The following is a 19,303-nucleotide window of genomic DNA, read 5'->3' on the forward strand; positions in this document are numbered from 1 at the left end:
CCATCGCAGGTCATAACCCAAGATGGACTTCCTGGCGAGGCTGCGCCCCGTCGTACGCCAGATACGACGAACCGGCTCCGAATCGCCACGAAAATCAGTATATCGCGGGTCAAGATTGTCCCGCTACGACAGATTGTATCTTGTCTGGCCTGACACCACGGCTTTTTTGCGGTGCGGTAGGCCGAGACGATTTGTCGCTTGTCAGGCCGGGTTTCCCGTTACCGTGGAGTCGGCCGGGGCGGCGGGGCCGCTGTGGCCTGCGGGCGTGGGATGGGTGTGGGCCAGAAGGGCGGCCTCCAGCCGCAGCACGCGGGCGGCGAGGGCTTCGCTCTCGGCGCGGGCGGCGGCGGCGAGGTCCTTCACGGCGTCGAACTCCTCGCGTTTCACGAGGTCCATGTCGCGCAGGAAGCGCTCCATCTGGGCCTTCATGGCGGTCTCGGCCTCGCGGCGCACGCCCTGGGCGACCCCTGCGGCGTCGTTCACGAGACGCGCCATCTCGTCGAAAATGCGGCCGGTTGTCTGGGTCATGAATGCCTCCTCGCGTGCGTCGCGCCTGGCGCTGAACATGGCGAGGTGAGCGCGCGCGTGCAAGTGCGGAGCAGGTCGGCGGGGTGGGTGCGCGGCGGCGCCGCACCCCGAAGCGGCAGCACCGCCGTCCTTTCGCGGCTTGCGACGCGTGGGTTCGGCCGCCGGCCTCGCCCTCGGGCCCGTGTCTCAGTTTTAAGAGCAGCGGCTTCGACCGGGCGCACCCGAGAACCCTCTCCCGCTTGCGGGGGAGGGCAGGGTGGGGGCAGGCCCTCTGCGCCATCCCTACCGCCGGTGTTCGATCCCGACGCCTCTGCCCCCTCCCCACCCCTCCCCCGCACGCGGGAGAGGGGGCAGGCTGGTGCGGGGATGGCGAGCAGGGGTCCCACCGCCCCACCGTTCGGGCCGGCTTGACGGCGCAGCCTCCGGCGCGGCACATGACGGCGCCCGCCGCGGTAGTGCATTCCGGGGATCAGATGCCGACCTTCGCCTTGCCTTTCCCGGCCATAGACCCGGTCCTGATCCAGCTCGGTCCGCTGGCCATTCGCTGGTATGCCCTTGCCTATATCGCCGGCCTCGTCCTCGGCTGGCTGCTGGCGCGGGTGCTGGTGGCGCGCCCTGCCTTGTGGGGCGGCACCTCGCCCATGACGCCGCAGGACCTCGACGACGCTTTGTTCTGGGCGACGCTGGGCGTCATCCTGGGCGGGCGGCTCGGCTATGTGCTGTTCTACAATCCGGCCTATTTCGCCGCGAACCCGCAGGACATCGTGGCGGTGTGGAAGGGCGGCATGTCCTTCCACGGCGGGCTCGCCGGCACGCTGGTGGCCCTTGTCCTGTTCGCCCGGTCGCGCGGCATCCGGGTCATGTCGCTGCTGGACGTGTCGGGCGTTGTGGCGCCGCTCGGCCTGTTCTTCGGCCGCCTCGCCAATTTCATCAATGGCGAGCTGTGGGGCCGGCTGGCCGACGTGCCGTGGGCCATCGTCTTCCCCCATGGCGGCCCGGTGCCGCGCCATCCCAGCCAGCTTTACGAGGCGGCGCTGGAAGGCATCGTGCTGTTCCTCATCATGCTGGTGGTGGTGCGCCTCGGCGGGCTGAAGCGGCCGGGGGTGGCGGCGGGCATTTTCGGCATCGGCTATGGCATCTCCCGCATCATCGGAGAATTCTTCCGCGAGCCGGACGCGCAGCTCGGCTATCTCGCCTTCGGCACCACCATGGGCATGTGGCTGTCGGTGCCGCTGGTTGTCGCCGGTGCTGGCCTTCTTCTCTACGCCCTGAAGCGCAAGCCGGCCGCGTGACCACGCCCCTCGCTCAGGACATCGCCGCCCTCATTGCCGCCGAGGGGCCCATGCCCCTGAGCCGCTACATGGCGCTGTGTCTCGGCCATCCGCGCCACGGCTATTACATGACGCGCGATCCCCTCGGCACGCGGGGCGATTTTACCACCGCTCCCGAGATCAGCCAGATGTTCGGGGAATTGCTCGGCCTGTGGGCGGTGGCCCAGTGGCAGGCCATGGGATCGCCAGCCGCCTTCGCCCTGGTGGAGCTTGGCCCCGGCCGCGGCACCCTGATGGCCGACGCCCTGCGCGCGGCCCGGCTGGTGCCGGATTTCGGCGCGGCGGCGCGCATCCATCTGGTGGAGACGAGCCCGGTTCTGCGGGCGGCGCAGGCGCGCACCCTCGCCGCTTACGCGGACCATGTGGCCTGGCACGACCGCATGGAGGAGGTGCCGGCCGGCCCGGCGCTGGTGCTTGCCAACGAATTCTTCGATGCCTTGCCCATCGACCAATATGTCTTCCGCTCTGGCCACTGGCATGAGCGGCGGGTGGGCCTCGATGACGAAGGCCGGCTCGTCCTCGGCCTTGATCCCGCCCCGTCGCGGGTCGCGCCCGCCTTCGCCGCCCTTCTGCCCCCACCCGCCGAGGGCGCGGTGCTGGAGCATCTGGAGAGCGGCCCGGCAAGGGTGCTTTCGGCGCGGCTGAACACCCAGGGCGGGGCGGCGCTGATCATCGATTACGGCCATGCCGGCGGCTATGGCGACACCTTCCAGGCGCTGGAACAGCATCGCTTCGCCGATCCTTTGTCCGCGCCGGGGAACGCCGACCTCACCGCCCATGTGGATTTTGCGGCTCTCGCCCGCATCGGCCGCGAGGCGGGGCTGCGCGCCTTCGGGCCGCTGGAGCAGCGGGCGTTCCTCGCCCGCCTCGGCCTTGCCCAGCGTGCCGAGCGGCTGAAGCGCGATGCGCCGGCGGAGGTCCGAGCCAGCGTGGATGCCGCCGCGCGCCGGCTGGCGGGGGACGGGGCACGGGAGATGGGGCGTCTGTTCAAGGTGCTCGTCCTCGCCCATCCTGAAATCGGGCTGCCGCCCGCGTTCGATTCGACCGAGGAATGGGTGTGATGAGGTTCGCGTCATGAAGATCGAGGCCCCCTCGCTCAAGGCCCTGCCCGGCATCCGCCATGCCTTCTTCACCCGGCAGGGCGGGGTCTCGACCGGCCTTTATGCCAGCCTCAACGGCGGCATGGGCTCCAATGACGATCCGACTGCCGTGGCTCAGAACCGCGCCCGCATGGCGCAGGAGATCGGCATCGCGCCGGAAGCGCTTTTGGCCCTGTGGCAGGTGCATTCGGCCGATCCGGTTCTGGCCACCCAGCCCTGGACCCGCGAGGACGCCCCCAAGGCCGATGCCATCGTCACCACCACGGTGGGCCTCGGCGCGGCGGTGGCGGTGGCCGATTGCGGGCCGATCCTGTTCGCCGATCCCGATGCCCGCGTGGTGGCCGCCGCCCATTCCGGCTGGAAGGGCGCAGTGTCCGGCATCATCGGAGCGACGGTGGCGCTGATGGAGCAGCAGGGCGCGAAGCGGGGCAACATCCGCACCGTCATCGGCCCGCTCATCCGCCAGCCCAGCTACGAGGTGGGGGAGGATTTCGTCGCCCGCCTGCTTTCCGAGGACAAAAGCTTCGCCCGCTTCTTCGCGCCGGCGGACCGGGCCCACCATGCCCTGTTCGACCTGCCGGGCTTCATCCGCCTGCGGCTGGAGCAGGCCGGCGTGGGCTTCATTGAGGATCTGGGCCTCGATACCTATGCGGACGAGGCGCGCTTCTTCTCCTATCGCCGCACCACCCACCGCAAGGAAGCCGATTACGGCCGGCTGATCGCCGCCATCACCTTGGCCTAACCCTCGCCTGAACCTGCCCGGACTGACGCATGCGCTCCACCGATGCCGCCCTTCTCATCGTGCCCGGCTGGCAGGGCTCCGGCCCCGATCACTGGCAGAGCCGGTGGGAGCGCAGCCTCTCCACCGCCCGCCGGGTGCAGCAAGCGGATTGGGACCGGCCCGACCGGGAGGACTGGCCGCGCCGCCTCGTGGCGGCGGTGGTGGCGGCGGACAAGCCGGTGGTGGTGGTCGCCCACTCCCTCGGCGTGCCGACCCTGCTCCATGCCGCGCCGCTTCTGCCGGAAGGGAAGGTGAAGGGCGCCTTCCTGGTCGCGCCTCCCGATCTTGATGTGCCCGAACTCGACCCGATGGTGGCGAACTTCGGCCCCATGCCGACGGCGCCGCTGCCGTTTCCCTCCGTGCTGGTGGCGAGCCGCACGGACCCCTATTGCAGCTACGCGCGGGCGGAGGGCTTCGCCCTCGACTGGGGCGCAGCCATCGTGGATGCGGGGGACGCCGGCCATATCAATGCGGATGCCGGCTACGGGCCGTGGCCGGAAGGGTCCATGCGCCTCCTTGGCCTGCTCCAGTCGCTGAAGTGAGCGCGGGGCGGTATCTTTACCAAAGCTTAGAACTTTTTCCGCGCCGCCAACCGGCCGGCCGGAGGGGCGCCTTCCCTTGAGTTTGCTCGGTTTCACAGCCGTGTTAACCGCGTCTTAACCGTTTTTCTGGACCCGGCCTCCGTTTCCCGCTACGCCTTCGGTGACGAGACAAGCGCCGGGAGCCACCATGCGGGGATACGAGGCAGAAGCCGTTCCGGAGGTGCGCGCGCACCGGCCGTTCGTCTTTTCCGCCAGCCGGACCCGGACCCTGGCGCGCATCGCCGGCCTCTCCCTGTGCATCGCGCTCGGCGCCTGCCAGACCGATGGCTCCGGCATGGCCTCCTCAGGCAATCGCGCCCTCGCCTTCGACACCATTGACGGCCCGCCCCCCGCCACCTTCGACAAGCTGGTGGGCCAGCTCACCAGCGAGGCGCAGGACCGCAAGGTGACCGTGGTCTCGCGCAGCACCAGCGCGACCTACCGGGTGAAGGGCTACCTTGCCCTGCACGTGGACAAGGGCAAGGCCTCCGTCTCCTACGCCTGGGATGTCTACGACCAGAACCAGACCCGCGTCGCCCGCGTCGCCGGCGAGGAGCCGGCCGGCAGGGTGAAGGGCGGCCTCGCCAATGGCTGGGCGGCCTGCGACGATGCGGTGCTCTCCCGCGTGGCCAACCGCTCCATGGCGAGCCTGGCCGAGACCCTCGGGGTCGGCGGCACCCCGCAGCCGGCGTCGGAACCGGCCACGGCGACCGCGGCATCCGCTCCGGCCGAGTCTCCCGCCGCCGAGCCGGCGCCGGGCGAGCCTGCGGGCGTGCCCGTCGCGGCTTTCTCTGCGCCCTCCGCAGCCCTGGCATACGCGGGCAACTGACGGCGGCGGCAGGGGACGGCCACAACGCCGGAAATCCTGTTCCACCAAGGCTGTGCCGGCCTGACCCAGCCTTCACACGGCGTTTTCCCGCCGATCCGGCAGGACGCGAGCGTGTTCGCCGATGCCTTGGGGCCTTTACAAGATTGTGACGGCCCGCCTATCAGAACGCCTCAAGCTTTCGATCAGCTCCCGGCGCGGCCGGGGCGGAGCGACCATGTCAGCGGAGAACGGATCCATGAAGCTCGTCGCGGGCAACTCAAACCGCGCGCTCGCTGAAGCCATCGCCGCTTATCTCGCCACCCCGCTGACCAAAGCGGTGGTGCGGCGCTTCGCGGACATGGAGATCTTCGTCGAGATCCAGGAGAACGTGCGCGGGCAGGATGTGTTCGTGGTGCAGTCCACGGCCTTCCCCGCGAACGACCACCTCATGGAACTGCTCATCATCATCGATGCGCTGCGCCGGGCCTCGTCCAAGCGCATCACGGCGGTGCTGCCCTATTTCGGCTACGCCCGGCAGGACCGCAAGCCCGGCCCGCGCACGCCCATCTCCGCCAAGCTGGTGGCCAACCTCATCACCCATGCTGGCGCCGACCGGGTGATGACGCTGGACCTGCATGCCGGTCAGATCCAGGGCTTCTTCGACATCCCCACCGACAATCTCTATTCGGCCCCGGTGATGGTGCGCGACATCAAGGAACGGTTCGACCTCTCCAACGTCATGGTGGTGTCGCCGGACGTGGGCGGCGTGGTCCGCGCCCGCGCGCTGGCCAAGCGCATCGACGCCCAGCTCGCCATCGTCGACAAGCGCCGCGAGCGCCCCGGCGAGAGCGAGGTGATGAACGTCATCGGCAACGTGGAAGGCCGCTCCTGCATCCTGGTGGACGACATCGTCGATTCGGGCGGCACGCTGGTGAACGCGGCCGAGGCCCTGCTGGCCCGTGGCGCCAAGGAAGTGCACGCCTATATCACCCACGGCGTGCTGTCGGGCGGGGCGGTGGCGCGCATCACCGCATCCAAGCTCAAGGAACTGGTGATCACCGATTCGATCCAGCCCACCGAGGCGGTGCGCGTGGCCCGCAACATCCGCGTGCTGTCCATTGCCACCCTCATCGGCGAGGCCATCGCCCGCACGGCGCACGAGGAATCGGTGTCCAGCCTGTTCGACTGACCATTTGGTCGATTGTTACGAGGGCGGGCTCGGGTCCCATTGGGACGAGTCCGCCTATCGATCGGCTTGCGATGCCGTTCGCTCGGCACGGGCCCGGGCGTCCATCCCATTGCCCTCGGTCTCGCCTTCCACCTCGCCACGGCGCTGAAGCCATAGCATCAGCAGCCAGCAGGAGCAGGCCCAGGCCGCGCCCAGGGCCCAGCCGCCCAGCACGTCGGTGGGCCAATGCACGCCGAGATAGATGCGGCTGATGCCGACGATGACGGTGAGCGCCGCCGCCGAGCCCAGGAAGAATACCTTCACCCGCGTCCGCGCCTGGGTGCGTGCCAGAAGCGCCCCCAGGGTCAGATAGACCACCGCCGAGAGCATGGCGTGGCCGGAGGGAAAACTCTGGCTGTAGACCGCCATGCCGTGGGGCACGAGGTCGGGGCGGGGCCGATCGAACCCCCATTTCAGGATCTGCGACAAGGCGGTGCCGCCCGCCACCGACAGCAGGACCAGCCAAGCCGCATGGCGTTTGCGCGTCATGGTCAGGAATACGGCCACCAGGATGGTGAGCAGGGTGAGCACGCTGGTTCCGCCCAGGGCGGTGAAGTCCCGCATGGCCTCCTCCAGCCACGGCGGCCCGATGGGATCGGACGGGTCGGCTGGATTGCGCAGGGCGAGGAGGATGCCGCGATCGAGCCCGCCGGTGGCGCCCTCCATCACCTCGTCGGCCACTTCGATGAAGACGTAGAAGGCGATGGCGACGAAGCCGAGCACGGCCAGGGTCGCCCGCTCCATGCCGCTCACCGAGGCCAGCATGGGCCCGATGACCGGCACGGCTTCGAGACGGCGCAGGCCGGCGAGGAGGAAGGATTTTCTGGGGTGCGCGCTCACGCGCAAGGTGTGGCGCGCTTCGGCTGGAGCGTCAACACCTTGTGGTAAGGGATGACGTTTGCGTGACGCTCCGGTCGCGCCGTGGGGCAGGGCTCAAGGCGTGCTCTCCCCCGGCGTAACCTGCCCCTGCGAAAGCAAAAGGGCGCCGCGCAAGCGACGCCCTTTCCTCATGCCTGCCCGATAGCGGCCTCAGGCGGCCTGCTGCTTCGGGCGCACCTCGGCGGTGTAGGAGTCCATCAGCTGATGGGTGATTCCCGAGGGAGCGAAGTGCCAGTCGGCGATGGAGCCCACTGGCGTCACCTCGGCCGCGGTGCCGGTGATGAAGCATTCGGTGAAGGAGGAAAGCTCCTCCGGCTTGATGTGGCGCTCCACCACCTCGATGCCGTGGCGGCGGGCGATGTCGATCACCGTGCGGCGGGTGAGGCCGTCCAGGAAGCAGTCCGGGGTCGGCGTGTGGATAACGCCGTCCTTCACGAAGAAGATGTTGGCGCCGGTGCACTCGGCCACATAGCCGCGATAGTCGAGCATCAGCGCGTCGGCGAAGCCGCGGCGCTCGGCCCGGTGCTTGGAGATGGTGCAGATCATGTAGAGACCGGCCGCCTTCGCCTTGCAGGGGATGGTGGCGGGATCAGGCCGCCGCCATTCCGAGAGGTCGAGCCGTAGGCCCTTCAGGCGCTGCTCGGGGTCGAAATAGCTCGGCCATTCCCACACGCCGATGGCGAGGTGGATGGTATTCTTCTGGGCGGCGACGCCCATCATCTCGCTGCCGCGCCAAGCCACGGGGCGGATATAGGCATCCACGAGATTGTTCTTTTCCAGCGTGGCCTTCTTGGCCGCGTCAATCTCGCCGATGGTGTAGGGGATGGTGAAATCCAGCATCTCGGCGGACAGGCGCAGGCGCTCGGAATGCTCTGCGCTCTTGAAGATCGTGCCGCCGTAGGCGCGCTCGCCCTCGAACACGGTGCTGCCGTAGTGAAGGCCATGGGACAGCACATGCAGCTTGGCATCGGCCCACGGCACGAACACGCCGTCGTACCAGATCCAGCCGTCACGTTGGTCGAAGGGGACACCCTGCGCGCTCATGATCTCGAACTCCTTTTTTCGACCGCGTCGTCCGCGCGGCTTCTCCCCAGGAGCGTCCACCGTGGCTTTCCAGCGATGCCGCATGGGGATATCTTTACGCCTGCTCAGGAAGCCGGCAAAGCCACGAAATGATCGAACCTTGTATAGAGGGTGGACGACCGATCATTTCGTGGAACTGGCTCCTGAAGTAACGATCAGAACGAAAAAGTCAACATGGCTGACATAAATTCTCTCCTGGACCCCGCGCCTCTTCCCGCTCCCGCGGTGGTCGAGGACACGGCGGCCGCCTTGCCGCTGGTCGATTTCATCGAGCTTTTGTTCTTCGCCTACAGGGACTTCGTGGCCGATCCGGACCAGATCCTGGCGCCCATCGGCTTCGGCCGGGCGCATCATCGTGTTGTCCATTTCGTGAACCGGCACCCCGGCATGCGGGTGACAGACCTGCTCGACATCCTGCGCATCACCAAGCAGAGCCTGGGCCGGGTGCTGCGCGAACTGGTGGACGAAGGCTTCGTGGAAAGCCGGGCGGGATCCTCGGACCGCCGCCAGCGCCTGCTGTTTCCCACCGCGAAGGGCGAGGCGCTGGCGCGCCAGTTCGTTGGCCTGCAGAGCCGGCGCATGGCCACGGCGCTGGAGGCGAGCGGCCCGGACGGCCGGGAGGCGGTGCAGCGCTTTCTTCTCGCCATGATCGACCCGGAGGATCGCGCCGCGGTGGAGCGCCTCATCGAGCGCGCCGACCGCGCGGCCCGGGCCCGCCCGGCGTGACCGCGTCGGGCGTGACCTCGACCGTGACATTGAGTTGGACCGTGACCTGCGAGCGCCCCCATGTCTGATGCCGCCGCCGCGCCCGTGCCCGTCGCCGATGACGCGCCGCATCTTCTTGTGGTGGACGACGACAACCGCATCCGCACCCTCTTGTCGCGCTTCCTCACCGAGCACGGCTACCGCGTGACCACCGCCGCCAATGCCGCCGAGGCGCGCAGCCGGCTGGACGGCCTCGCCTTCGACCTCCTGGTGCTCGACGTGATGATGCCGGGGGAGAGCGGGCTCGACCTTGCCCGCGACCTGCGGCGCTCGTCCGCCGTGCCTATCCTGATGCTGACCGCCCGCTCGGAAACTTCCGACCGCATCACCGGCCTGGAAGCGGGCGTGGACGATTACCTCGCCAAGCCGTTCGAGCCGCGCGAGCTTCTGCTGCGCATCGGCTCCATCCTGAAGCGGGCGCTGCCGCCGGCGCAGAAGGCCATCGAGAGCGTGCGCTTCGGCGAGTTCGCCTTTCATCTGGAGCGGGGCGAACTGACCCGTAATACCGAGATCGTCCGCATCACCGAGCGCGAGCGCGACATGCTGCGGGCCTTGGCCGAGGCCCCGGGCGAGACCGTGCCGCGCCTGGCTCTCGCCGGCGGCGGGGCGGCGAGCGAGCGCGCCGTGGACGTGCAGGTGAACCGCCTGCGCCGCAAGCTGGAGCGCGATCCCGCCAATCCGGTGTTCCTGCAGACGGTGCGCGGCATCGGCTATCGCCTGGTGGTGACGCCTTGAGCGTGGCGGAGAGCGGGCCGTCCGGACTGCGCCTGCTCGGCGGCTGGCTGAGGGACGCCAACACCCGCTTTGCCGCCTGGTTCAACCGGGTAACGCCCAAGGGGCTTTATCCGCGCTCGCTGCTCATCATCGTCACCCCCATGGTGATCCTGCAGTCGGTGGTGGCGTTCGTGTTCATGGAGCGCCACTACAATACCGTCACCCGCCGCCTGTCCGCAGCCGTCAGCCAGGACATCTCGGCGGTGGTGGCGCTCTACGACCTTCTGCCCAAGGACCGGGACTTCACCGAGCTGCGCCGTGTCGCTTGGCGCAACCTTGCCCTCAACGTCACCGTGCTGCCTCCGGACCCGCTGCCGCCGCCGGGGCCGAAGCCCTTCTTCTCGGTGCTCGACAGCTCCCTGTCGCGGGAGATCGGCCGCCGCATCCAGCAGCCGGTGTGGATCGACACGGTGGGGCGCTCCAACCTCATCGAGGTGCGCATCAAGATGGATGACGCGGTCCTGCGCATCTTCGCCCCGCGCAACGCCGCCTATGCCTCCAACTCGCACATCTTCATCCTGTGGATGGTGGGGACATCTCTGGTTTTGTTGACGGTGGCCATCCTGTTCCTGCGCAACCAGATCCGCCCCATCGAGAACCTGGCGGACGCCGCCGAGGCCTTCGGCAAGGGGCGGGACGTGGAGAATTTCCGCCCGCGCGGCGCTCGCGAGGTGCGGCGCGCGGCCATCGCCTTCCTGGAGATGAAGCGGCGCATCGAGCGGCAGATCGAGCAGCGCACCACCATGCTCGCCGGCGTCTCCCACGACATGCGCACCATCCTCACCCGCTTCAAGCTGGAGCTGGCCTTCCTCGGGGAGGGGCCGGAGACCGAGGCTCTGAAGAAGGACGTGGACGAGCTTGCCGGCATGCTGGAGGCCTATCTCGCCTTCGCCCGGGGCGATCCCGGCGAGCAGGCCGCCCTCACCGACATGGCGGCGCTGCTGGAGGATTTGCGCCTCAATGCCGAGCGCGACGGCGCCATCGCCGAAGCGAGTTTCATGGGCCCGCCTCTGGTGGAGGTGAAGGGCGACCAGCTCAAGCGCTGCGTGGGCAACCTCGTGAACAATGCGGTGCGCCACGCCTCCCGCGTCGCCATCACCGGCACCCGCGACGCCCGCTGGCTGATGGTGAGCGTGGACGACGACGGGCCGGGCATTCCGGAGGAAAAGCGCGAGGAGGTGTTCCGCCCCTTCCTGCGGCTGGATGATGCGCGCAACCAGGATGACGGCGGCTCGGGCCTTGGCCTCTCCATCGCCCGCGACATCGCCCGCGCCCATGGTGGGGAGGTGATCCTCGCCGACAGTCCCATGGGCGGGCTGCGGGCCACCGTGCGCATCCCGGTGTGAGGCCGCGCCAAACCTCAATCGCTTAAGTTATAGGCATGCCTTTTTCATGGGCTTGCCTTCGCGCCGGGTGTGATGGTCCTATTCCCGGATGGACGAGACGCCCCCCTTCCGCATCGAGGACATGATCGAGACCCATCCCGGTCTCGCGCTGCTGCGCCTTGCCGCCCTCATCGCCGAGAGCAACCAACAGGACGCGAGCGCGGACGAGGACACCCTCGACCTCATGTTCGAGCAGATGGAGGTGGGCGCGCTCGACGCCCTCGATCCCGCCCGCATGTGGCCGGAGCTGGCGCGCGGCCTGATGGCCCCGGCCCCCGCCGCCATGGTGAAGGCCCTGCGCGAATGCGGGGTGCTGGAGATCGTTCTGCCGGAGGTGTCCTCCCTGTTCGGCGTGCCGCACATCACCGATACGGCGGACGAGATCGACCTCGGCGTTCTCATCCTGAATTCGCTGACCGAGGCGGCCCGGCGCAACGCGCCGCTGGAGGTGCGGTTCGCGCTTCTGGTGATGCACGCGGGCAAATCGGATTCCCCGCGCGAGCATTTGCCGGTGCATTACCGCCACATGGAGCGCGGCCTGCCCCGCATCCATGCCATCTGTGACCGCTTCGCTTTGCCGGACGTGTGCCGCGACCTCGCCCTGCTGGCGCTTCAGGAATGCGAGCGGGTGGGGCGCGTGTCCCCCATCCGCGCCGGTCCGGTGGCGGCCATGCTGGAGCGCACCGGCGCCTTCCGCGATCCGGACCTGTTCGCCAAGCTGTTGCTGGTCTCCACCTGCGATTACTTCGGCTATGGCGACAAGGTGGGCGACACCCACCCCAAGGTGGACCTCCTGCTCGCCGCCCGCACCGCCTGCGCCACGGTGGACGGGGAGGGGCTGGACGACGACGACCTCGCTACGGCGCGGGCTCAGGCGATTGCGCTGGCGTTCCGGTCGGAGCGCTGGGCGGAGGCTTGAGGGGGCGGCTTGCCGGGTGCGCGATATTTCTTACATGGTAAGGTAAGAAATCCGGAGGCAGCCATGCGCATCACATCCAAGGGGCAGGTGACCATTCCCGCGGACATCCGCGTGAAGGCCGGCCTCCTGCCCGATACCGAGGTGGAATTTCAGTTCGACGGCACGGTGGTCACCCTGCGCCCGGCCCAAGGCCACAAGGCCGGCCGTGGCGCCCGCCTCGTGCGTCAGCTGCGCGGGCGGGGCGATGTGGCGCTCTCCACCGATGCCATCATGGCGCTGACCCGCCAAGACTGACCCGCCAAGACTGACCCGGCAAGACTGATGGGCACCGTCTTTATCGACAGCAACATCCTGCTCGACGTTCTCACCGAGGATCCGCAGTGGTTCTCCTGGTCCAGCGCCGCGCTGGCCGAGGCGGCGGACCGGCATCGCCTTGTCATCAATGCGGTGGTCTATGCGGAAGTCTCGGTGCGCTTCTCCCGCATCGAGGATCTGGAAGCCGCCTTGCCGGCGCAGCTGATCGAGCGCGAGCCTATTCCATTCGAGGCGGCGTTCCTCGCCGGCAAATGCTTTCGCGCCTACCGCTAGCGTGGCGGCGCCCGCACCTCGCCGCTCCCCGACTTTTTCATCGGCGCCCATGCCGCCGTGGCTGGATATGAGCTGATGACGCGGGATGCGGCGCGGTACGAGACGTATTTTCCGAAGCTGAGGGTGATTGGGCCGGGTTGAGGAAGTGAATACTCCTGCCCTTGGTGGCATATGCAGGGGATGAGGAGGGCTGAGTCTCGTTCTCAAGTATGACTTTGGTCGCGACAGCTTAACACAAATCACCCTGCGAGCACTCGTTCTGAAGCCGGATTTGGTTCTCAGATTCCGAGTACCCTATCAATATTCCGGCAGAAATTATGATCGCAAAGGCCGTTAGTACGACCCACTTAGTTTGCAGTTTGCGCGCGGCGACCTCGACATAGAGGAAGCTGAACAGCGTGATGGGCGCCTGTGCCATCAGCGCAACCATATAACGCGACCGCGTTAATCCGTGCTGGTATGGCTCCCAATCCAGACCCGCATTTATCCCCAAACTGAAGTCGTGAAGGGTAAAATAATCAAAACAGTACCAAGTCGCGATGGCGATCGCGGGCAGCGTGAGCAAGACGCAGAAGCGTGCCGGCTTGCCGAAGCAATGGACCAAAACTTTCATGAGAAACGCTTGCAATGCCTGTGGTGTCGCGAAAACAAGAATCGCGAAAATTATATTAATAATCGAAAGAAATGGCTGCATTAATATTATAATGACAAAAACATTTTGATAAGAGCGGTTCGGGTTCCCATGTATGAAATCGAAAAAAACCAAGTGCGCTATGGTCGATACGGAAGTCAGAGCAACGAAGAGTCCAAGGACCCAAAGGAAGCTAATCAGATAAGCCCGTCCGATCACCGTTGTGTCGGAAAATGTACTCACTGGCGACCTCCCTCCGGGCATTTCTGCCCCCTCACCCCTCAAACCGCTCCATGAACCCCACCACCCGCCGGTCCACGCGCACATCCTGCCCGCGGATCGGCCGCACCAGCGACAGCCCTTCCAGCGAGCGCGCCCGCGAGAGGGCCACATAGGCCTGGCCCGGGGCGAAGGCGCCGTCGCCGAAGTCGATGCGCACGTCTTCCAATGTCAGGCCCTGCGCCTTGTGCATGGTCAGCGCCCAGGCGGGGGCGAGGGGAAGCTGGGTGTAGGTGCCCACCACCTGCGCCTCGATGCGGCCGCCCGGCTCGTCCCAGCCGTAGCGGATGCGCTCCCAGGTGAAGGATTCGATCTCCACCACCGGCCCGGCATCCAGCTTCACCATGGCGGAGGTCTCGCCCAGCCCCACCACCGTGCCCACCGAGCCGTTGACCCAGCGCCGCGCCGGATCGTTGCGTAGGGCCATCACCCGCGCGCCGCGCTTCAGCACCAGCCGCTCCGCCACCGGCAGGCGGTCGCCCTCCAGCCCGAACTCGCCCTTCAAAAGGCCGGAGAATTCGCGGCCGGCGTCCGAAAGGGTGGCAAGGCCACGGGCGTTGTAGGCGTCGGCGCGGGCATTGGTGGGGGTGAGCAGCACGGGTAGGGCGCCGTCGCGATGGGGGCGCACGCAGGCGGCGTTCAGGGCCTCCGCCGCCTCCCGCGCGCCGCGCCCGCGGCGGATGGCGTCCAGCATGGCGATGAAGGCACGGTCGGTCTGCCGGTGCACATGGGTGAACGGCACGCCGACCGGCTCGCGGTCGGCCAAAGCCTTGGCGTTGAAGGCGAAGGGGCCCTCGTAGCCCATCCGGCCCAGCATCTCCTGCTCGGCCATGGGCACCACCGGGGGGAGCTGGAGGAAATCGCCCACCAGCACCATCTGCACCCCGCCGAACGGCTCGGAAGTGTCGCGGGCGATGCGCAGGGAAATGTCGATGGCGTCCATGAGGTCGGCGCGGACCATGGACACTTCGTCGATCACCACCCGGTCGAGCTTCTTGAGCAGGCGGCGCACCTGCACCCGCGGCTTCACCTCGTCGGGGTTCAAAAGGCGCGGGGGGATGCCGAAGAAGGAATGGATGGTCTGCCCGCCGGCCTGGAGCGCCGCGACGCCGGTGGGGGCGAGGAACACCTGCCGCCCACGCGGGGTCTTGCGCAAAGCGTGCAGGAAGGTGGTCTTGCCGGTGCCGGCGCCGCCCAGCACCATCAGCAGCGGGGCGCGGCTGTCGATGGCGGCGAGCGCCCGGCCAGCGGCATCCGTTGCGTCGGGAGCGGCCGGCAAATCGCTCACGACAGGAGGCCGGCCTCGCGGGCGAGGTCGATGAGGGGACGCTGGGGCCGCGCGCCCATCTGGCCGATGATCTCCCCCGCCGCCAGCGCGCCGAGGCGCAAAGCGGTGGCCGGGTCCAGCCCGCGCGTATAACCGGCGAGGAAGCCGGCGGCGAAGAGATCACCCGCGCCGGTGGTGTCCACCACCTTCTCCACCGGATGGGCCGGCACGCTCACCACCGCGCCGGAGGTGACGAAGGAGGCGCCCTTCTCCGAGCGCGTCACCACCGCTTCCTTCGCATCGCGGCGCAGGGCGACGAGGGCGGCATCGAAATCGGCGGTCTCGTAGAGGGATTTCAGCTCGCCCTCGTTGCAGAACACGAGGTCCACGGTGCCGGCCCGGATCAGGTTCAGGAACTCGCCGCGATAGCGGTCCACGCAGAAGGCGTCGGAGAGGGAGAGGGCCACCTTGCGCCCGGCGCCATGGGCGATCTGGGCGGCGGCGAGGAAGGCGTTCTTGGCGGGCGGCGGATCCCACAGATAGCCTTCGAGATAGGTCACGGCGGCGCTTTCCACCTCGCCCGCATGGATGTCGGCGACGGTGAGGTGTTGGGCGGCGCCGAGATAGGTGTTCATGGTGCGCTCGCCGTCCGGCGTCACCAGGATCAGGCAGCGCGCGGTGGCGGGGCCGTCGGCGGCGGCCGTCGTCGCATAGGCGACCCCGGCGGCGCGGATGTCGTGGCCGAAGACGGTGCCGAGGGTGTCCGCCTTCACCCGGCCGACGAAGCCGGCGCGTCCGCCGAGGGAGGCGATGCCCGCAGCCGTGTTGGCCGCCGAGCCGCCGGATGCCTCGGTACCCGGCCCCATGGCGGCGTAGACCTGTTCCGCCCGCTCTTCGTCGATGAGGGCCATGCCGCCCTTCACCATGCCGTGCCGGGCCAGCACATCCTCCTCGGCGCGGGAGAGGACATCGACGATGGCATTGCCGATGGCGAGAACGTCGAGGGCGCTTGAGGTCACGAGGGGCAATCTCCGTAAAGAATCGGCGGAGCCGTAGCATTGGGCGAGGGGACGGCGCAATCTTCGCCTTAACCCTGCGTTCGTTCCTCAAGGCTAGGCTGATCAGGGCGCCTGGCCTTGCCCTTGCGGCCAAGGCTTTGTTTTTGACACTTTTGTCGTCGTAGAGAACAGGCCATCGGGGGCGTCATCCCGGGGCGGGGGAGCGGGGCTTCATTACGCGCGCGTCACCAGAAGTGATCGCGTGCCCCGCGCCAAGGATGGTAAGGCAGGTAAACCCCTGTGGAATCAGTGCCCGCGCCAGCGTGGAGCAAGAGGGAACATGTCGCGCAAATATTTCGGAACGGACGGTGTGCGCGGGCGCGCCAACGCAACGCTGACGGCCGATCTGGCGCTTCGGGTCGGCATGGCCGCGGGCCTGACCTTCCAGCGGGGCGAATACCGCCACCGCGTGGTCATCGGCAAGGACACCCGCCTGTCCGGCTACATGATCGAGAACGCTTTGGTGGCGGGCTTCACCTCCGTGGGCATGGATGTGCTGCTGCTCGGCCCGGTGCCGACCCCGGCGGTGGGCATGCTCACCCGCTCCATGCGGGCCGACCTCGGCGTGATGATCTCCGCCTCGCACAATCCCTATGACGACAACGGCATCAAGCTGTTCGGACCCGACGGCTTCAAGCTCTCCGACGAGGTGGAGCGGGAGATCGAGGGGCTGATCGACGAGGACATGGCCAAGCGCCTCGCCAAGCCCGCCGAGATTGGCCGGGCCAAGCGGCTGGAAGGCGTGCACGCCCGCTATATCGAATATGCCAAGCGCACCCTGCCGCGGGATCAGACCTTCGACGGTATCCGCGTGGTGGTGGATTGCGCCAATGGCGCCGGCTACAAGGTCGCCCCCGAAGCCCTGTGGGAGCTGGGGGCGGACGTGGTCTCCATCGGCGTCGAGCCAGATGGCATGAACATCAACCGCGACGTGGGCTCCACCTCGCCCGCCGCGCTGTCCGCCAAGGTGCGGGAAGTGCGCGCCGACATCGGCATCGCCCTCGACGGTGACGCCGACCGGGTGATCATCGTGGACGAGAAGGGCCACGTGGTGGACGGCGACCAACTGATGGCGGTGGTGGCCGAGAGCTTCAAGGAAGACGGCCGCCTCGCCCGCAGCGGGCTGGTGGCCACTGTCATGTCCAATCTGGGCCTGGAGCGGCACCTGGCGGGGGAGGGCATCTCGCTCGCTCGCACCGCCGTGGGCGACCGTTATGTGCTCGAGCGCATGCGCGCGGACGGCTATAATGTGGGCGGAGAGCAGTCTGGCCACATCATCCTGTCGGACTATTCTACCACCGGAGATGGCCTCGTGGCCGCGCTTCAGGTGCTCGCCGTGGTGGCGCGGCGGGGCAAGCCGGTGTCCGAGGTGTGCCACCGCTTCGATCCGCTGCCGCAGATCCTCAAGAATGTCCGCTACGCCAGCGGCCGGCCGCTGGAGGACGAGAAGGTGAAGATCGTGATCGCCGATGCGGAGCGCCGCCTCGCCAATCACGGCCGCCTGCTTATCCGCCCCTCGGGCACTGAGCCGGTCATCCGTGTGATGGGCGAGGGCGACGACCGCGACCTGGTGGAGAACGTGGTCGACGATGTCATCGACGTGCTCCAGAAGGTGGCCGCCTGAGCGCCCGCTTAACTGTTCGTCAGGGTTAATCCGGCCTTAAAGCTTGCCGTGCGAGGGTCTGCTTCGAAAGCGGATCTTGGCACGGGTTCAAGCAATGGTGCGGTTTTGGAGTGCGGGGCGTTGTGGTTTCGCCGGCGTGGCGGCGATGGCCTTCCTGTGGGCGGGAACGGTGGCGCAGGCCGCTGACCCGGAAGCCGCAGACATGCTGGCCAAGCTCGGCCGCCCCGGCGATTTCTCCCTCGCGCCTCCCGAAGTTTCGGACGATGCCCCTTCCGGCTGGTACATGCGGGCGGACGCCGGCTATGTGGCCTCGACCGGTGGCCGTGTCTCCACCGCGGGCATCCCTGCGGCGGGTGATCTGTCCGGCTCGGGCTGGTCGGTGGGCGGCGGATTGGGCTACCGGTTTCTGCCGGTGCTGCGCGGCGAGGTGAGCCTCGACTATCTCGACCTCGGCGCGACCCAGAACGGGGCGGCCCAGATGTCCGCGAACGCGACGGTAGCGCTGGCAAGCCTCTACTGGGACGTGATCACCGTCGCGGGGTTCACGCCCTATCTCAGCGCCGGCGCGGGCTTTTCCATCAATACGCTTGATGTGGCGCCCGCCGCCTTCGGTCCGGCGGTGAACGACTGGCAGTTCGCGTGGTCGGCGGGCGCGGGTGTGTCCTATGCGCTCTCCTCCGACCTCAGCCTGGATGTGAGCTACCGCTACCTGGACCTGGGGTCGCCGTCCTCTGCGGGGGTGTTCGCTGTAAGCGATACCATCGCCCATCAGGTGCGCTTCGGCGTGCGCTACATGCTGCGCTGAGCGGCCGCGACAGGCGGCAAAGGCCAGCCTTCAGCGGTTCCGTCCGCGCCGCGCCATGAGCCAGCGGATGCGGTCGGCCAGTTGCTGGGGCTGGTAGGGCTTGTCCACCGCCGGGCCGTCCTCGCACAGGTCGGTGGCCTGGGCGGCGGCCATGGCCGGCGAGCCGGCCAGGACCACATCCATGTGGGGATGGGTTTCCCGCAGCCAGCGCGCCAGCGCAAAGCCTTCCCGGTCGCCAGTCGCTGCGGCGTCGGCGAGCACGATGTCGATGCCCTCGGCCTCCACGTCCAGGATCAGCGCCGCCTCTTCGCCGGTCGCCGCCTCCAGCACCCGGTAGCCGCAGCCGCGCAGATAGTCGGCGATCACATGGCGCACGAGGATGTCGGTTTCCACCACCAGGATCGTCGGGGCGGGCTCGGTTGCATTGGGTTCGGACATCAGGAGGATCCGCTTGCGAACTGGGCGTGGATCAGCTGGATCACTGTTTCCACGCTGTAGGGCTTGGCGAGAAAGGGGGCGACAAGGGCCGCCACCGAACTGTCCAGATGGCCGGAGGTGAGGATCACCGGCAGGCTGGGGCGTTCCGCCTTCAGCATGCGGGCAAGCTCGTAGCCATCCAGCGTGCCCTCGGTGCGCACGTCGGTGAAGACCACATCCACGTGCAGGCCGGCAATGATGGCCTCATAGGCCTCCTGCGCCGAGGCCGCCTCGATGACGGTGAGGCCGGCATCCCGCAATTCGCCCGCCGTGACCAGCCGGACGAGGGCATCGTCCTCGACCAGCAGCACGGTGCGTGCGGCTGCGATTGTACTTGGCGCGAGACCTTGAGCTGACATGATCCGATTATTCTTCCGGCGCGGCGTCGAACCTGAGAACGCCGTTATCGCGC

22 protein-coding genes are annotated in these 19,303 nt (G+C 68.0%); 14 read left to right on the forward strand and 8 right to left on the reverse strand.

Translation table 11 applies throughout. The annotated features are described in order from the left end of the window. Window positions 1-201 precede the first annotated feature (201 nt). The gene (locus tag FBQ73_RS20035; RefSeq protein ID WP_138401258.1) at window positions 202-528 is read right to left on the reverse strand and encodes an accessory factor UbiK family protein; all 327 of its coding nucleotides are present in this window, start codon (window positions 526-528) and stop codon (window positions 202-204) included. 473 nt (window positions 529-1,001) lie between these two features. Between FBQ73_RS20035 and lgt the strand changes: the two genes are divergently transcribed. From lgt to FBQ73_RS20065, 6 genes are all read left to right on the forward strand, one after another. After that, window positions 1,002-1,820 (forward strand): prolipoprotein diacylglyceryl transferase, encoded by an 819-nt coding sequence (gene lgt / locus FBQ73_RS20040; RefSeq protein WP_138401354.1) that lies wholly within the window; start codon window positions 1,002-1,004, stop codon window positions 1,818-1,820. Further along, complete coding sequence (locus tag FBQ73_RS20045) at window positions 1,817-2,920, forward strand: class I SAM-dependent methyltransferase (protein WP_138401259.1); 1,104 nt, start codon at window positions 1,817-1,819, stop codon at window positions 2,918-2,920. Before lgt ends, FBQ73_RS20045 begins: the two co-directional genes overlap by 4 nt. A 13-nt stretch (window positions 2,921-2,933) precedes the next feature. Continuing rightward, window positions 2,934-3,701 carry a peptidoglycan editing factor PgeF gene (gene pgeF, locus FBQ73_RS20050; RefSeq protein ID WP_138401260.1) on the forward strand — a complete coding sequence of 256 codons (768 nt, stop codon included), beginning with the start codon at window positions 2,934-2,936 and terminating at the stop codon, window positions 3,699-3,701. 29 nt (window positions 3,702-3,730) lie between these two features. Further along, window positions 3,731-4,282 (forward strand): RBBP9/YdeN family alpha/beta hydrolase, encoded by a 552-nt coding sequence (locus FBQ73_RS20055; RefSeq protein WP_138401261.1) that lies wholly within the window; start codon window positions 3,731-3,733, stop codon window positions 4,280-4,282. 187 nt (window positions 4,283-4,469) lie between these two features. After that, window positions 4,470-5,150: a hypothetical protein gene (locus FBQ73_RS20060; protein WP_138401262.1), complete on the forward strand. Its 681-nt coding sequence runs from the start codon at window positions 4,470-4,472 to the stop codon at window positions 5,148-5,150. Window positions 5,151-5,364: 214 nt separating this feature from the next. Then, a complete protein-coding gene (locus FBQ73_RS20065) occupies window positions 5,365-6,318 on the forward strand; it encodes a ribose-phosphate pyrophosphokinase (protein ID WP_138401263.1) in 954 nt (317 codons plus the stop codon). A gap of 54 nt (window positions 6,319-6,372) precedes the next feature. Here the strand turns inward: FBQ73_RS20065 and FBQ73_RS20070 are convergent, their stop codons facing one another. Continuing rightward, window positions 6,373-7,197, reverse strand: a complete 825-nt coding sequence (locus tag FBQ73_RS20070; protein ID WP_138401355.1) for a phosphatase PAP2 family protein — start codon at window positions 7,195-7,197, stop codon at window positions 6,373-6,375. A 189-nt stretch (window positions 7,198-7,386) separates the two neighbouring features. Further along, entirely contained in the window at window positions 7,387-8,280 is an 894-nt protein-coding gene (locus FBQ73_RS20075; RefSeq protein WP_138401264.1) for a branched-chain amino acid aminotransferase, read from the reverse strand. A 213-nt stretch (window positions 8,281-8,493) separates the two neighbouring features. Here FBQ73_RS20075 and FBQ73_RS20080 point away from each other — a divergent pair, with 213 nt between their 5' ends. From FBQ73_RS20080 to FBQ73_RS20105, 6 genes are all read left to right on the forward strand, one after another. Next, on the forward strand, window positions 8,494-9,045 hold the full coding sequence (locus FBQ73_RS20080; RefSeq protein ID WP_138401265.1) for a MarR family winged helix-turn-helix transcriptional regulator: 552 nt from the start codon (window positions 8,494-8,496) through the stop codon (window positions 9,043-9,045). A 60-nt stretch (window positions 9,046-9,105) separates the two neighbouring features. Further along, entirely contained in the window at window positions 9,106-9,819 is a 714-nt protein-coding gene (locus FBQ73_RS20085) for a response regulator (RefSeq protein WP_138401266.1), read from the forward strand. Further along, window positions 9,816-11,204 (forward strand): ATP-binding protein, encoded by a 1,389-nt coding sequence (locus FBQ73_RS20090; protein ID WP_392567247.1) that lies wholly within the window; start codon window positions 9,816-9,818, stop codon window positions 11,202-11,204. The genes FBQ73_RS20085 and FBQ73_RS20090 overlap by 4 nt, the downstream gene beginning before the upstream one ends. Window positions 11,205-11,292: 88 nt before the next feature. Next, entirely contained in the window at window positions 11,293-12,162 is an 870-nt protein-coding gene (locus tag FBQ73_RS20095) for a tRNA nucleotidyltransferase (protein ID WP_138401267.1), read from the forward strand. Window positions 12,163-12,225: 63 nt separating this feature from the next. After that, window positions 12,226-12,456 (forward strand): AbrB/MazE/SpoVT family DNA-binding domain-containing protein, encoded by a 231-nt coding sequence (locus FBQ73_RS20100; protein WP_138401268.1) that lies wholly within the window; start codon window positions 12,226-12,228, stop codon window positions 12,454-12,456. Between the two features lie 27 nt (window positions 12,457-12,483). Beyond that, on the forward strand, window positions 12,484-12,750 hold the full coding sequence (locus tag FBQ73_RS20105) for a PIN domain-containing protein (protein ID WP_342780541.1): 267 nt from the start codon (window positions 12,484-12,486) through the stop codon (window positions 12,748-12,750). A 229-nt stretch (window positions 12,751-12,979) separates the two neighbouring features. Here FBQ73_RS20105 and FBQ73_RS20110 read toward each other — a convergent pair whose 3' ends face one another. Genes FBQ73_RS20110 through FBQ73_RS20120 form a run of 3 tightly spaced genes read right to left on the reverse strand, consistent with a single transcriptional unit; the run spans window position 12,980 to window position 15,946 of the window. After that, complete coding sequence (locus tag FBQ73_RS20110; protein WP_138401269.1) at window positions 12,980-13,624, reverse strand: hypothetical protein; 645 nt, start codon at window positions 13,622-13,624, stop codon at window positions 12,980-12,982. Between the two features lie 31 nt (window positions 13,625-13,655). Beyond that, window positions 13,656-14,948, reverse strand: coding sequence for an ATP-dependent DNA helicase (locus FBQ73_RS20115; RefSeq protein WP_138401270.1), 1,293 nt, complete (start codon window positions 14,946-14,948; stop codon window positions 13,656-13,658). After that, entirely contained in the window at window positions 14,945-15,946 is a 1,002-nt protein-coding gene (locus FBQ73_RS20120; RefSeq protein ID WP_138401271.1) for an adenosine kinase, read from the reverse strand. Before FBQ73_RS20120 ends, FBQ73_RS20115 begins: the two co-directional genes overlap by 4 nt. A gap of 319 nt (window positions 15,947-16,265) precedes the next feature. Between FBQ73_RS20120 and glmM the strand changes: the two genes are divergently transcribed. Continuing rightward, a complete protein-coding gene (glmM, locus tag FBQ73_RS20125) occupies window positions 16,266-17,609 on the forward strand; it encodes a phosphoglucosamine mutase (RefSeq protein ID WP_138401272.1) in 1,344 nt (447 codons plus the stop codon). Window positions 17,610-17,754: 145 nt separating this feature from the next. Next, window positions 17,755-18,414 (forward strand): outer membrane protein, encoded by a 660-nt coding sequence (locus tag FBQ73_RS20130; protein ID WP_170218986.1) that lies wholly within the window; start codon window positions 17,755-17,757, stop codon window positions 18,412-18,414. Window positions 18,415-18,444: 30 nt separating this feature from the next. Here the strand turns inward: FBQ73_RS20130 and FBQ73_RS20135 are convergent, their stop codons facing one another. After that, window positions 18,445-18,852, reverse strand: a complete 408-nt coding sequence (locus FBQ73_RS20135; RefSeq protein ID WP_138401274.1) for a response regulator transcription factor — start codon at window positions 18,850-18,852, stop codon at window positions 18,445-18,447. Beyond that, window positions 18,852-19,250, reverse strand: a complete 399-nt coding sequence (locus FBQ73_RS20140) for a response regulator (protein WP_138401275.1) — start codon at window positions 19,248-19,250, stop codon at window positions 18,852-18,854. Before FBQ73_RS20140 ends, FBQ73_RS20135 begins: the two co-directional genes overlap by 1 nt. Window positions 19,251-19,303 lie beyond the last annotated feature (53 nt).

This window comes from Xanthobacter autotrophicus (assembly GCF_005871085.1).
Lineage (GTDB): Bacteria > Pseudomonadota > Alphaproteobacteria > Rhizobiales > Xanthobacteraceae > Xanthobacter > Xanthobacter autotrophicus.

Coding starts and splice junctions, on each gene's coding strand:
- FBQ73_RS20035 (WP_138401258.1), bottom strand. CDS start 528: ATGACCCAGACAACCGGCCGCATTTTCGACGAGATGGCGCGTCTCGTG.
- lgt (WP_138401354.1), top strand. CDS start 1,002: ATGCCGACCTTCGCCTTGCCTTTCCCGGCCATAGACCCGGTCCTGATC.
- pgeF (WP_138401260.1), top strand. CDS start 2,934: ATGAAGATCGAGGCCCCCTCGCTCAAGGCCCTGCCCGGCATCCGCCAT.
- FBQ73_RS20055 (WP_138401261.1), top strand. CDS start 3,731: ATGCGCTCCACCGATGCCGCCCTTCTCATCGTGCCCGGCTGGCAGGGC.
- FBQ73_RS20060 (WP_138401262.1), top strand. CDS start 4,470: ATGCGGGGATACGAGGCAGAAGCCGTTCCGGAGGTGCGCGCGCACCGG.
- FBQ73_RS20065 (WP_138401263.1), top strand. CDS start 5,365: ATGTCAGCGGAGAACGGATCCATGAAGCTCGTCGCGGGCAACTCAAAC.
- FBQ73_RS20075 (WP_138401264.1), bottom strand. CDS start 8,280: ATGAGCGCGCAGGGTGTCCCCTTCGACCAACGTGACGGCTGGATCTGG.
- FBQ73_RS20080 (WP_138401265.1), top strand. CDS start 8,494: ATGGCTGACATAAATTCTCTCCTGGACCCCGCGCCTCTTCCCGCTCCC.
- FBQ73_RS20085 (WP_138401266.1), top strand. CDS start 9,106: ATGTCTGATGCCGCCGCCGCGCCCGTGCCCGTCGCCGATGACGCGCCG.
- FBQ73_RS20095 (WP_138401267.1), top strand. CDS start 11,293: ATGGACGAGACGCCCCCCTTCCGCATCGAGGACATGATCGAGACCCAT.
- FBQ73_RS20100 (WP_138401268.1), top strand. CDS start 12,226: ATGCGCATCACATCCAAGGGGCAGGTGACCATTCCCGCGGACATCCGC.
- FBQ73_RS20105 (WP_342780541.1), top strand. CDS start 12,484: ATGGGCACCGTCTTTATCGACAGCAACATCCTGCTCGACGTTCTCACC.
- glmM (WP_138401272.1), top strand. CDS start 16,266: ATGTCGCGCAAATATTTCGGAACGGACGGTGTGCGCGGGCGCGCCAAC.
- FBQ73_RS20130 (WP_170218986.1), top strand. CDS start 17,755: ATGGCCTTCCTGTGGGCGGGAACGGTGGCGCAGGCCGCTGACCCGGAA.
- FBQ73_RS20135 (WP_138401274.1), bottom strand. CDS start 18,852: ATGTCCGAACCCAATGCAACCGAGCCCGCCCCGACGATCCTGGTGGTG.
- FBQ73_RS20140 (WP_138401275.1), bottom strand. CDS start 19,250: ATGTCAGCTCAAGGTCTCGCGCCAAGTACAATCGCAGCCGCACGCACC.